This is a genomic window from Microbacterium sp. NPDC064978, from assembly GCF_044543605.1.
GTDB lineage: Bacteria > Actinomycetota > Actinomycetes > Actinomycetales > Microbacteriaceae > Microbacterium > Microbacterium meiriae.
Window position 1 is genome coordinate 675,339 of sequence record NZ_JBITWF010000001.1, and the last position, 12,375, is coordinate 687,713.

Consider the following 12,375-nt stretch of genomic DNA (forward strand, 5'->3'; position numbering starts at 1 on the left):
TGGGAAATGAGCGTGAACGCGCACAACGGGTGCTGCGCACGATCGCACGGGCTGACGCTCGGCGTCAGCCAGCCTCGGCACTTGGGCCTCAGGGGTTTTGCGTGCGGGTCTTGCAAGAGATGCAATGGGGCCAGATTCACGAATGCTACGTGGAGCCCTCCGCTCGATCCCCCACTGTACCACCACGGACGTCGACGGCGAGCAGGAGCGCCTCCCACGGGGTGTCGGTCACCCGGTTGGCCAGCTCCACGGCGTCCAGACGACTGCCCGGACCGTCCGCGAGGACGAGCACACTGGGGCCGGCCCCGGAGACGACGGCCGCGAATCCGGCGGCCCGCAGCGCCTGCACGAGGCGCTGCGTCTCGGGCATGGCGCCGGCGCGGTAGTCCTGGTGCAGGCGGTCGGCGGTCGCGTCCAGCAGCAGCTCCGGGCTCTGCATCAGCGCCGCGATGAGCAGAGCCGACCGGGACACGTTGAACACGGCGTCGGCCGTGGAGACGTGCGGCGGCTGCAGCGAGCGGGCCTGCGAGGTCGACATCGTGTACGCGGGGACGAGGACCAGGGGCGAGACGCCCCGATGCACGAGGAGCTTCTTGTGCTGCGGACCCCGCTCCCCCATCCACGCGATCGTGAGCCCGCCGAACAGCGCGGGCGCCACGTTGTCCGGGTGGCCCTCCAGCTCGGTCGCGAGGCGCAGCAGATCGGTGTCGGAGAGGTCGACGTCGCCGGCCAGCAGCCCCTTCGCCGCGAGCACGCCGGCCGCGACGGCCGCACCGGAGGACCCCAGGCCGCGGCCGTGCGGGACCGCGTTCTCGGCCACGATGCGGAGGCCGGGCATCGGCCTGCCGACATCCGCGAAGACGTAGGCGATCGTCTGGACGATGAGGTTGGACGCATCCCGGGGGATGTCGGCGGCGCCCGAACCGGAGACCTCGATCTCGAGCTCCCCCTCCGGCAGAGCGGTCACCTCGAGACGGTCGTAGATGCTCAGGGCCAGGCCGAGCGTGTCGAAGCCGGGGCCGAGATTGGCGCTCGTCGCCGGCACCGTCACCTCGACCGTGCGGCCGATGCGGGCGCCGTGCTCCTCGGGAGCGGGAGCCGTAGCCGTCACCGTGGTCACTCGCCTTCCACCCGGAGGACGGACACCACGCGGGCGACGACATCGCTGTCGGCCAGCACGTCCACCGTGTCGCTGAGGGCCTGCTCGGTCGCACGGTGCGTGCCGATGATGAGGCGAGCGGTCGGCTCGTCCTCGCCCTCGACGGTCTGGACGACGGTCGCGACGGACACTCCGCCGTCGCTGAGGATGCCCGCCACGGTCGCGAGCACGCCGGGGGCGTCGGAGACCTCGAGGGTGATCTGGTACCGCGTGGTGACGTGGCCGATGGGCACGACGGGGAGATTCGCCCGGGTGGACTCGCCCACGCCGACGCCGCCCGCGATATGCCGACGCGCAGCGGAGACGACGTCGCCGAGGACGGCCGAGGCCGTCTGCACACCGCCGGCGCCCGCCCCGTAGAACATGAGAGAGCCGGCGGCCTCCGCCTCGACGAAGACGGCGTTGTTGGCACCGTGCACGGAGGCGAGCGGGTGGGACACGGGGACGAGGGCCGGGTAGACCCGCACCGAGATGGACTCGGCGCCGTTCGCCTCGATCCGCTCGCAGACGGCGAGCAGCTTGATGACGAAGCCAGCCGCGCGGGCCTCCTCGATCATCGACGCGGTGATCGAGGTGATGCCCTCCCGATGCACCGCCTCCAGCGGCACCGCGGTGTGGAAGGCGAGGCTGGCGAGGATCGCGGCCTTCTGCGCGGCGTCGTAGCCCTCGACGTCGGCGGTGGGGTCGGCCTCCGCATACCCCAGGCGCTGCGCGTCGGCGAGCACGTCGGCGAAGTCGGCGCCCTCGGTGTCCATCCGGTCGAGGATGTAGTTCGTGGTGCCGTTGACGATCCCCATGATGCGCACGACGCGGTCGCCGGCGAGCGAGTCGCGCAGCGGACGGATGATCGGGATGGCGCCGGCGGCCGCCGCCTCGTAGTACACCGATGCGCCCACGCGATCCGCGGCCTCGAACAGCTCCGGCCCGTGGGTCGCCAGCAGCGCCTTGTTGGCGGTGACCACGTCGGCGCCGGAGCCGATGGCCTGGAGGATGTTCGTGCGGGCGGGCTCGATCCCGCCGATCAGCTCGATCACGATGTCGGCGCCGAGGATGAGCGACTCGGCATCGGTCGTGAAGAGCTCCTTCGGCAGCTCGACGTCGCGGGGCGCGTCGAGGTTTCGCACCGCGATGCCCGCCAGCTCCAGCGCGGCACCCGCGCGGTCGGCCAGCTCGTCGCCGTGGCGGAGCAGGAGGGCCGCCACCTGGGAGCCGACGGCTCCGGCGCCCAGCAGCGCCACGCGAAGTCGTCTGTAGTCAGTCATGGGTGCTCCTTCTGGGGTGGGTCATCGTGCTCCCTCGGGGGCGTGCGCCCCGTCGATGCCCGCGTCGCGGGCCAGCAGGTCGTGGACGGTCTCGCCGCGGACGATCACCCGCGAGCGGCCCTCGCGCACCGCCACGATCGGCGGCCGCGGGACGTGGTTGTAGTTGCTCGCGAGAGAGGCGCAGTACGCGCCCGTCGCGGGCACCGCGAGCAGGTCCCCCGGGGTGACGTCGCCGGGCAGATATTCGTGATCGACGACGATGTCGCCGGACTCGCAGTGCTTGCCGACCACCCGGCTCAACTGCGGGTCGCCCGTGCCCGCGCGCGAGGCCAGGCGGGCGGAGTAGCTGGCGCCGTAGAGGGCCGTGCGGGCGTTGTCACTCATCCCGCCGTCGACGCTGACGTAACGCCGGGTCGCCCCCGAGGCGACCGTGACGTCCTTCGTCGTGCCGACCTCGTAGAGCGTCACGCCCGCGGTGCCGACGATCGCACGCCCGGGCTCGAACGACAGCGCCGGCACGGGGATGCCGCGCGCCGCGCAGCCCTCGGCCACCGCCGCGACGATGCCGCCGGCGAGCTCGTCGATGGGGGTGGGGTCGTCGATGCGGGTGTAGGCGATGCCGAACCCGCCGCCGAGGTTCAGCTGCGGCACGGGGCCGTCCTCGAGGAGGGCGGCGTGCAGTTCGAGCACGCGGGAGGCCGACTCGCGGAAGCCGGCCACGCCGAAGATCTGGGAGCCGATGTGGCAGTGCAGTCCGGCGAACTCCAGCCCGGGGATCTCGCGGATCCGTGCCACGGCGACCTCCGCCTCGGCGAGCGGGAAGCCGAACTTCTGGTCCTCGTGCGCCGTGGCGAGGAAGTCGTGGGTCTCGGCGTGGACGCCGCTGATGACCCGGACCATGACGCGCTGCACGGCGTCGGTGCGGGCGGTGATGGCGGCCAGGCGCTCGATCTCGATCGCGCTGTCGACGACGATCGTCCCCACGCCGAGGGCGACCGCGCGCTCGAGCTCGGCGACCGACTTGTTGTTGCCGTGGAAGCCGAGCGAGGCCGGAGCGACCCCCGCGGCGAGGGCGACTTCGAGCTCGCCGCCGGTGCACACGTCGATGCGGAGCCCCTCGTCGACGACCCACCGGGCGACCGTCGTGCACAGGAACGCCTTGCCCGCGTAGTACACCTGCGCGGTCGTGCCGTGGGCGGAGGCGGCGCGGTCGAAAGCGTCGCGGAAGGCCCTGGCGCGGCGGCGCACCTCGTCTTCGTCGAGCACGAGGAGCGGCGTGCCGTAGGCCCGGACGAGCTCCGGCGCCGTCACACCCGCCAGCACGAGGGCTCCGTCCTCGTCGCGCTCCGTGGAGGACGGCCAGACCCCGACCGCGAGATCGTTCGGGTCGTCGGGGACGACGAGCCAATCCGGAGCGAGCGTGGCGGCAGAGTCGAGCACGGAACACCAATCGTGGGACGGATCTCGGGCGGAGGCGCACATCGAGTTGCCCCGATTCTAGGGCACCCCCTGTCCCCGCCTGGTCATGGTGACACGCCGCGTCAACCCCCTGGGGAGGGGTGCCGAGCGGCTCATAGGGTGGGGGCGTGGCAGACACCGACACGCGAGACTCCGAGAACCGTTCCGCAGCCCCGGCCCGACCGGGACTCGTCGCCCGCATCACGGGACCGGTGATCGCTTGGGCCCTGGCCCGGCGCCCGGTCAGGGCGGTGCTGCTGTACTCCGAGCGCCGCGGTCCGATGCTCGCCGACAGCGTGACCTACCGGGCCCTGTTCAGCGTCTTCGCCGGCGTGCTCCTCGGCTTCTCCCTCGCGGCCCTCTGGCTCTCCGGAAACCCGGAGGCCTGGCGCGCGATCATCGACGCCGTGCAGTCCGCGGTCCCCGGGCTCATCGGCGAGGGCGGTGTCATCGATACGAAGGACCTCCGGACTCCGGCGTCGTTCTCGATCGCCGGCATCATCTCCCTCGTCGCGCTGGTCGGTGCCGCGCTCGGCGCCATCGGCTCGCTCCGCACGGCCATCCGGACCATCGCCGGCACGATCCAGGCGGACATCCTGTGGATCTGGGTCATCGTCCGCAACCTGCTTCTCGGCATCGGCATCGGCCTCGCGTTCGTGCTCGCCGCCGGGATCACCTTCATCGGACAGCTCGGGGTGACCTGGATCGGCGACCTGCTCGGGGTGCCGTCGGATTCGCCTCTGCTCGCCTGGACGGTCCGGATCCTGTCGCTCCTCGTGGTGTTCATCCTCGACGCGGCTCTGATCGTGGGCGCCTTCCTCCTGCTGTCCGGCGTCCGACCCGCTGCGCGGTCGTTGTGGAGCGGCGCCTTCCTCGGAGCCTTCGGCCTGATCGTGCTGCAGCAGCTCTCCGGGCTCTTCGTCGGCGGTGCGACGAGCAACCCCCTGCTCGCCTCGTTCGCCTCGCTCCTCGCGCTGCTGATCTGGCTCCAGCTGTCCACCCAGGTCATCCTCGTCTCGTGCGCCTACATCGTCACGGCCGAGGAGGAGCGCGGGGACCGCCTGCACGAACGGTTCGGCGCACGGACGTTCGTCCAGCGGCGACTGCAGCGCGCCGAGGTCGACGTCAAGATCGCCACAGCCGAGCTGCGTGACGCCCAGCGTGCGGCGGCCGAGGAGAACGGCACCGCCGAGAAGAAGTGACCTTCCTCGTTGTGACCGGAACCGATACGGTGGTCACAACGAGAGGGGACGCATGCCCGCACCACGACGGCGCACCGTGACCGTTCCCGGCGCGCGGGTGTCGGTCGCGGAATGGTGCCCCGCGGCGGAGACGCAGCCGCCCGCGCTCCTTCTGCACGGCGGCGGCGCCGACAGTGCAGAACTCTCCTGGGGCGAGGTCGGACCGGCGTTGGCGGCCGCCGGACACCGCGTCGTCGCACCGGACCACCCCGGGTTCGGGCGCAGTCCGCGCCTCGAAGCGCCGCTGACGCAGAAGCGCCTGGTGCAGTACGTCGGCGACCTCGTCGATGCCCTCGACCTGCAGGCCTACGTCGTCGGCGGACTCTCCCTGGGTGCCGGGTTGGCGTTGGGCCACCTCCTCGACCGCCCCGACGCTGCGCTCTCCGCCGCCCTCCTCGGCAGCTACGGGCTGATGCCACGGCTGACGGACGGACGCCTCGGTGCCCTCTCGCACCTGTCGACATTCCTGCTCCTGCGTTCGGGGCTGCTCGGCGCCATGACACGCGCCTACGCGCGCGACCGTAAGGCGATGACGCGCGGCCTTCAGGATCTCGTCCGCTCCCCGGGGGCCCGCACGCCCGCCCTCGTCGATGCGGTGCTCGCCGAGGCCGCGAACGGCTCCGGCCTCACGACGTTCGGCGACTGGCAGAGGGATCAGGTGCGACCGCTGCGACTCCGCACCGACTACCGTGACCGGCTCGCCGAGATCCGCGTCCCTGTCCTGCTCGTGCACGGCGACCGGGACTCCGGCGTCCCTCTTCGGAGGATCGAGGAGGCGGCGGACGCGCTGCCGGCCGGCCGGCTCCTGGTGGCACCCGGAGCCGGACACTGGGTGCAACGCGACCGCCCCGACCTCGTGATCCCCGCCCTCCGGAACTGGTTCGCCAGAGGCTCCGATGCCTAGGCCGCTCGTGCCCGACCGGCGCGCTCGCATCCTCGATGCCGCGGAGCGGATGGTGCTGACCGACGGGTTCGATGCCATGAGCGTCGCCGCGATCGCACGCGCGGCCGGCATCGGCAAGGGCGCGGTCTACCTGGAGTTCGCGGCGAAGCGCGACATCCTCGACGCGCTGCTCCAGCGCGGCACGTCTCGGATCGCCGATGCGGCCGCCCGTACCGCAGGACCGCAGCCCTCGCTCAGTGCCCTCTACCGCGCCACAGCTGCTGCCCTGCTCGGCGACGAGCTCATGACGGCCGCGTTCCTCGACGACGCGGGAGTGCTCGGTGCGCACGTCGCCGCGCAGCCACCCGCCCGGTACCGGATGCGTCACGAACAGGTCGTCGCCGGGATCCGTGAGCTACAGGAGCAGGGCCGGATCGTGCCGGACGTGGAGCCCGAGGCCCTGGCTCTCGCGTTGTCCAGTGCCACGCTCGGCCTGCTCTCCGCGGCCCGCACCCTGGGGCCCCTCGATCGCGCGACGCTGGAGAGCGCCATCGACACGGTCGGCCGCATGGCCGCGAGCTTCGAGACGGAGTGACATGCATCACGAGACGACAGGCTCCGCAGGAACCCCTCCCCTCCTCCTGCTGCACGGGGGCGGGGTCGCCGGCTGGATGTGGGAGCCGCTGCGCAGTCACCTCGACCCCGCACGGCGGGTCATCCTCCCGGATCTTCCGGGACACGGTGGCAGCGCGACAGCGGACTACGTGTCGCACGAGGAGACGGTCGCGGCGCTCGTCCCGCTGCTGGAGCAGGAGACGCAACCGGCGACCGTCGTCGGGTTCTCCCTCGGCGCCCAGCTCGCCGTCCTGCTCGCGGCACGACGACCGGACCTCGTCGCCGACGCCGTGGTCATCAGCGCTCAGGCGGAACCGCTGCGCGCCGTCGGCCCGACCCTCGCGCTGCTCCGCCTCACGGCAGGGCTCGCCAGGAACGAGCGCTTCGCCCGCCTTCAGGCCCGCGAGCTGTTCATCCCCGACGCGCTGCTCCCCCGCTATCTGGAGACCTCCGCGGCCATCTCGCGCACGACCCTGCTGCGCGCGGTAGAGGAGAACCTCCGTTTCACGCCTCCGCCCGCGTGGCGCGCGCATCCCGGCACCGCCCTGATCCTGGTCGGTGCGGAGGAGAAGCCGATGATGCGCCGCTCCGCCGCGCTGCTGGACCGGGTGCATCCCCGCAGCACCCTCGAGGTCGCCGAGGGGTGCGGACACGGCATCCCCCTGCAACGGCCGGCGGAGCTCGCCGCGCGTCTGGAGGAGCGCCTGGCCACCTGACCGGTGCGTGACCGCTCAGCGGTCGCAGGTCCCCTTCTCCTGGAGCGTCTCGTCCGTGACGATCGCCCCGTCCACGTCGATGTCGATCACGGCCTGGTCGTCGACGATCTCGATTCCCGTCAGGGTGAGGCCGGCCGGCAGCTGGTCCGCGATGCAGACGCGCCGCGGTTCGGTGATCCCCTCGCCGAGGGATCCGAGGGACGAGCCCACACGATCGAGATCGATGTCGACGCCGCCGATGCTCGCCGCCACCGGAGTGAGTTCGAGGTCGCCCTCGACAGCCCCGGGGGTCAGGGTCACGGATACCGGCACCGCGGTGCCGAGCACGTCGAACGAGCCGCCGAGGGTCGCGTTCGGCGCCACGAACTCCACGGTGTCGACAGGGAGTTCCGAGTCGGCGAGCAGAGCGGTGAACTGCTCCTGGTCGATGCGGATGGTGCCGTCCGCGCCGTCGAGGTCGCCGCCCCGCAGCGGAACGCCCGTCGCCGTGACGTCGGCGGCACCGGTGATGCCCTGCAGCGTGACGGCCTCCGTCGACAGGCGCAGGGTGTCGAGACGACCGGCGAGGAGCTGTGGGAGGAGGATCCCCTCGGTCTCGACGTCCAGCTGCTGGTCGGCAGGGAGGTCGAGCTGCTCGATGACGATCGATCGGACGACACCGGGCAGCACCGCACGGGCGACGAACTCGGCCGCGACCACGAGGGCGGCGAGCACGACCACGACGATGAGCACGACCCACGGCCACCGCCGGCGACGACGTGCGGCGCCGCCCCGACCGTCCGCCGCGTCCGGGACCACGAGCGTCGGGTGCTCGTCCGAGGGCTTCGGATACGGGAGGGTGTGGTTGTCGTCGCTCATGGCGCTCCTACATGCGCTCGGGCGCGGACACGCCGAGCAGGTCGAGTCCGTTGCGGAAGACCTGGCCGGCGGCATCGTTCAGCCACAGGCGCGTGCGGTGCACGTCCTCCACCGGGGCCTCGCTCAGCGGGATCACCCGGCAGTTGTCGTACCAGCGGTGGTACAGGCCGGCGAGCTCCTCCAGATAGCGCGCGACGCGGTGCGGCTCGCGCACCTCGGCCGCGAACGCCACGATGCGGGGGAACTCCTGGAGCGCGCCCAGCAGCGCCGCCTCGGTCTCGTGCGTGAGCGTCTCCGGGGCGAAGACGGAGCGGTCGACGCCGGAGTCGGCGGCGTTGCGCGCGACGTTGTGGGTACGGGCGTGTGCGTACTGGACGTAGAACACCGGGTTGTCGTTCGTGCGCTTCTGCAGCAGCTCCGGGTCGAGGTCGAGCGGCGAGTCGGCGGGCGAGCGCTCCAGCGAGTAGCGCAGCGCGTCCGTGCCGAGCCAGTCGAGCAGGTCGTCCATCTCGATGATGTTGCCCGCACGCTTGCTGAGGCGGGCGCCGTTGATCGAGACCATCTGGCCGATCAGCACCTGGATGTTCTTCGCGGGGTCGTCCCCCGCCGCCCCCGCGACCGCCTTGAGACGGTGCACGTAGCCGTGGTGGTCGGCGCCCAGAAGGTAGATCTTGTCGCGGAAGCCGCGGTCGCCCTTGTTCAGGTAGTAGGCGGCGTCGGCGGCGAAGTACGTGTACTCGCCGTTCGAGCGGCGGATCACACGGTCCTTGTCATCGCCGAAGTCCGTCGTGCGCACCCAGACGGCGCCGTCCTCGTCGAACACGTGACCCTGCTCGCGCAGACGGTCGACGGCCTGGTCGATCAGGCTCGACCCCGAGGCGTCCTTCGCGTGGAGGGTGCGCTCGGAGAACCACACGTCGAACGGCACGTTGAAGCGCTCGAGCGAGTTCTTGATCTCCGCGAGCTGGTACTCGTAGCCGAGCTCGCGGGCGACCGTGAGCTGCTCCTCCTCCGGGAGATCGAGCAGGTCGGGACGCGCTTCGAGCACGCGACCGGCGAGCGTCGCGATGTACTGCCCCGGGTAGCCGCCCTCCGGCGTGGGCTCCCCCTTGGCCGCGGCCAGCACGGACGCGGCGAAGCGGTCCATCTGCACGCCCGCGTCGTTGATGTAGTACTCACGCACCGCGCGGGCGCCGCTCGCGAGGAGCAGGCGCACGATCGCGTCGCCGAGGGCCGCCCAGCGCGTGTGCGCGATGTGGAGAGGACCGGTGGGGTTGGCCGAGACGAACTCGACGTTCACGCTGACGCCCTCCTGCGAGGAGTTCGTCCCGTAGGCGGGACCGGCGTCGACGATGACCTTCGCGAGCGCACCGGCGGCGGCGGCGTCGAGACGGATGTTGAGGAAGCCCGGACCGGCGACCTCCACGCTCGCGATGCCGTCCACATCGACCAGTCCGTCGGCGATCTGCTGGGCGAGCTCACGCGGGTTCGTGCCGAAGGGCTTGGCCAGGCGCATGGCGATGTTCGAGGCCCAGTCGCCGTGGTCGCGGTTGCGCGGGCGCTCCAGCACGATGTCGGCGGCGGAGTGGTCGAACGGCTCGCCCGGACGTCGTTCCTCGGCGATGGGGGCGAGGACGGCGAGGAGGGCGTGGGCGAGCGTTTCAGGATTCATAGACTCCCCAGTTTACGGGGGCGCGCCGCCCCTCTCCGCCGCCCCTCGTCGCGAAGAGTTTGCGTTCCGCGTTCCGTGATCTACTCTCATGCCATGAACGCCCCCGCCGCCTCTCGTCGACTGCGCATCGCGGGCGTCGCCACCGCTCTTCTCGTCGCCGTCGCCGCGGGGGTCCTCGGAGTCTGGCGCCCCTGGGTTCCGGCGCCGTCGTCCCTCCCCGTCGGCGCGGCAGCCGGAGACGAGTCCATCGCGGTGATCGCTCCCGCGCCGCTCGCGCTCCCGGAGGAGCCGACCATCCTCGTCTTCGGTGATTCCTGGACCTACGGCTCGGCCGCCTCCGACCCCACCCTGGGGTATGCGTACGTGCTCGCCGACCTCCTGCGCGGCACGACCATCGTGGACGGCGTCCGGGGCAGCGGCTACCTCAAGCCCGGCATCGACGGCCCCACCTTCGGCGAGCGCATCGCGGCACTGGACCCGGCCCTCGACCCGGATCTCGTCATCATCCAGGGCTCCATCAACGACCGGGCGCAGGGCGAGGCCGGCTATCGCGACGCCGTGACCGCCGCATGGGACGCGCTGACGGCGCGCTACCCGGAGGCGGCGATCGTCGTGCTCGGGCCCGCGCCGCACGAGCTCCCGGTCGGGGCGCAGACGGCACGGATCGACCGGGACCTCGCGGCTCTCGCCTCGGCCCGCGGCTGGTGGTACATCTCCCCGATCGAGCGGGACTGGATCACCGACGAGAACTATCTCGCCGTCATCGACGTGGAGGTCGGGCACAAGCATCCGTCCACCGATGGCCACCGCTACCTCGCGGAGAAGCTGACCGCAGCGCTCGACGAACTGCGCGCCGCGCCGGTCACGGAGGCCGGTGGGTCGGAGACCACCCCCGACGAGTGATATTGTCGATCGGTACGCCTCCGTAGCTCAGTGGATAGAGCGCCGGTTTCCGGTACCGTAGGTCGCAGGTTCGACTCCTGTCGGGGGCACTAGAAAACACTGGGAGAGCTGGGGAAACCCCGGCTCGCAGTAGCCAAAACTGTGGCCACCTCGATTTTCGAGGTGGCCACGTTTTTTTCGGCGTTTCGCGCTCAGGCGGCACGTTTCAGCCGTCCGCGGAACCGTTTTGCCGATCCGCTCTCTCACCATCCGCGCCGTCACCGGGCCAGCTTCGATTCCTTGAATGGATCGCCCGGCGGTGGAGGAGCGTCCAGTAGCGGACTTCACTGATGTGGCGTTGGGCCGCGGATGGGGTGGGTGTCGGTTGGGGCGCTTCGGGTCTCGGTTTCGACTGCGAGTACCGGGCGTCACGGTTCCGATGATCGCTGTGGCGTCAGGCATCCGCTTCTCTAGATGACACGCAATTGAGCGGCATCTACGATGCGAGCATGGGGATCAACTACGCCGCCGCGACCACTGTGCAGCTAAGGGCCGAGATCGCGGGAGCCGGGCGCAGTATCCGAAACGTCGCTGCGGAACTTGGCGTCGACTACACCACTCTGTTCAGGGCGGTCACTGGCGGGAGGCCGATTCGAGTGCAGACTGTCTTTGATCTGCTCGAGGTTCTCGGGGTGACTCCAGGCGTATTCTTCGCGCGCGTTCAAGAGAGGGCTGAGCGGGTAGCCGAAGAAACCGCAGCCACCCATCGCCTGTCTAGGCTCCCTTGATGCCACTGTCTACCCTGGGTAGACTATACTCATGGTCAGCGAGCAACCCACCCGGAAGATGGTCAAGGCACTACGGGCCGCCGGGTTCACCGCGGTCCGAACGGTTGGGTCGCACACCGTCTGGGCAAAGGAAAACACCAGCATCAGCGTCCCGGACGGGCACAAGACGATCTCTCCCGGCGTTGTTCGCCAGATCAACAAGGCAATTGAGGAGGCCACCAAGTGAAGAGCTATGAGGTCATCGTCAGCCGTGAGGGAAAATGGTGGATGGTCGCCATCCCCGAGATCGATGGGCTCACGCAAGCCCGCACGATCAAGGAAGCGCATCAAATGGCAAAAGAGTACATCGCCGTCACCCTCGATATTCCACTCGATTCATTCGGAATTCACGTCAAAGCTGAGCGCATCGGGACTGTAGAGCACGTCACGCAGATCCTCGAAGACATCAAGATCGAACGCGCGGAGGCCGAGAGGAAAGAGCGCGAAGCGAATGAGCGAGCTCGAGCGTTGGCCAAACAGCTAGCCGCTCAAGAGATCACTCTTCGGGACATAGGCGACTTGTTCGAAGTTTCTCACCAACGCGCGCATCAGCTCGTCAAATCGTAATTTCACCCTGAATGCGGTTCGCTCGCGCAGCAGGTACCCGTCTGATGCGATGCCCGTGTTGGATGAGCTGAAGGCGACCGCGGGTAATCGAACCAACCGATCTGCTTGCTGAGGCCTGGGCAATTGGATCGGATACTTCACTTGAGACAAGAGGGATCGTCCAGACGGACGGTCCCTCTTCTCGTGCGCCCAGGGTCCCGTCAGCAGCCCCGACGCACGGACCGGTAGCCTGGAT

13 protein-coding genes and 1 tRNA gene are annotated in these 12,375 nt (G+C 70.3%); 9 read left to right on the forward strand and 5 right to left on the reverse strand.

The annotated features are described in order from the left end of the window. Positions 1–145: 145 nt before the first annotated feature. The 3 genes from thrB to lysA are packed head-to-tail and all read right to left on the reverse strand — an operon-like array spanning position 146 to position 3,861. The gene (gene thrB / locus ACIGJI_RS03565; protein WP_363444597.1) at positions 146–1,111 is read right to left on the reverse strand and encodes a homoserine kinase; all 966 of its coding nucleotides are present in this window, start codon (positions 1,109–1,111) and stop codon (positions 146–148) included. Positions 1,112–1,116: 5 nt separating this feature from the next. Beyond that, positions 1,117–2,421 carry a homoserine dehydrogenase gene (locus tag ACIGJI_RS03570; RefSeq protein ID WP_187663808.1) on the reverse strand — a complete coding sequence of 435 codons (1,305 nt, stop codon included), beginning with the start codon at positions 2,419–2,421 and terminating at the stop codon, positions 1,117–1,119. A 21-nt stretch (positions 2,422–2,442) separates the two neighbouring features. Further along, entirely contained in the window at positions 2,443–3,861 is a 1,419-nt protein-coding gene (lysA, locus tag ACIGJI_RS03575; protein WP_259954977.1) for a diaminopimelate decarboxylase, read from the reverse strand. Between the two features lie 146 nt (positions 3,862–4,007). On the opposite strand from lysA, the gene ACIGJI_RS03580 reads away from it, so the two are divergent. The 4 genes from ACIGJI_RS03580 to ACIGJI_RS03595 are packed head-to-tail and all read left to right on the forward strand — an operon-like array spanning position 4,008 to position 7,334. Beyond that, entirely contained in the window at positions 4,008–5,081 is a 1,074-nt protein-coding gene (locus ACIGJI_RS03580; protein ID WP_292796638.1) for a YihY/virulence factor BrkB family protein, read from the forward strand. 52 nt (positions 5,082–5,133) lie between these two features. Then, positions 5,134–6,024, forward strand: a complete 891-nt coding sequence (locus ACIGJI_RS03585; protein WP_363444449.1) for an alpha/beta hydrolase — start codon at positions 5,134–5,136, stop codon at positions 6,022–6,024. Next, entirely contained in the window at positions 6,017–6,598 is a 582-nt protein-coding gene (locus ACIGJI_RS03590; RefSeq protein WP_363444452.1) for a TetR/AcrR family transcriptional regulator, read from the forward strand. The genes ACIGJI_RS03585 and ACIGJI_RS03590 overlap by 8 nt, the downstream gene beginning before the upstream one ends. 1 nt (position 6,599) lies before the next feature. Next, positions 6,600–7,334, forward strand: a complete 735-nt coding sequence (locus ACIGJI_RS03595; protein WP_187663803.1) for an alpha/beta fold hydrolase — start codon at positions 6,600–6,602, stop codon at positions 7,332–7,334. A gap of 15 nt (positions 7,335–7,349) precedes the next feature. On the opposite strand, the gene ACIGJI_RS03600 is transcribed toward ACIGJI_RS03595, so the two are convergent. Both ACIGJI_RS03600 and argS read right to left on the reverse strand, forming a co-directional pair. Then, positions 7,350–8,192 carry a DUF2993 domain-containing protein gene (locus ACIGJI_RS03600; RefSeq protein ID WP_280565914.1) on the reverse strand — a complete coding sequence of 281 codons (843 nt, stop codon included), beginning with the start codon at positions 8,190–8,192 and terminating at the stop codon, positions 7,350–7,352. 7 nt (positions 8,193–8,199) lie between these two features. Beyond that, positions 8,200–9,864 (reverse strand): arginine--tRNA ligase, encoded by a 1,665-nt coding sequence (gene argS / locus ACIGJI_RS03605; RefSeq protein WP_363444456.1) that lies wholly within the window; start codon positions 9,862–9,864, stop codon positions 8,200–8,202. A gap of 93 nt (positions 9,865–9,957) precedes the next feature. Between argS and ACIGJI_RS03610 the strand changes: the two genes are divergently transcribed. The 5 genes from ACIGJI_RS03610 to ACIGJI_RS03630 all read left to right on the forward strand — a co-directional run bounded on the left by ACIGJI_RS03610 (position 9,958) and on the right by ACIGJI_RS03630 (position 12,140). Beyond that, the gene (locus ACIGJI_RS03610) at positions 9,958–10,767 is read left to right on the forward strand and encodes an SGNH/GDSL hydrolase family protein (protein ID WP_363444459.1); all 810 of its coding nucleotides are present in this window, start codon (positions 9,958–9,960) and stop codon (positions 10,765–10,767) included. A 16-nt stretch (positions 10,768–10,783) separates the two neighbouring features. Beyond that, a tRNA-Arg gene (locus ACIGJI_RS03615) sits at positions 10,784–10,856 on the forward strand. A gap of 399 nt (positions 10,857–11,255) precedes the next feature. Then, positions 11,256–11,534, forward strand: coding sequence for a helix-turn-helix domain-containing protein (locus tag ACIGJI_RS03620; protein WP_187663799.1), 279 nt, complete (start codon positions 11,256–11,258; stop codon positions 11,532–11,534). Positions 11,535–11,565: 31 nt separating this feature from the next. Beyond that, on the forward strand, positions 11,566–11,760 hold the full coding sequence (locus ACIGJI_RS03625; RefSeq protein WP_187663798.1) for a type II toxin-antitoxin system HicA family toxin: 195 nt from the start codon (positions 11,566–11,568) through the stop codon (positions 11,758–11,760). Then, complete coding sequence (locus ACIGJI_RS03630) at positions 11,757–12,140, forward strand: HicB family toxin-antitoxin system (protein WP_187663797.1); 384 nt, start codon at positions 11,757–11,759, stop codon at positions 12,138–12,140. Before ACIGJI_RS03625 ends, ACIGJI_RS03630 begins: the two co-directional genes overlap by 4 nt. The last annotated feature ends 235 nt before the right edge of the window (positions 12,141–12,375 follow it).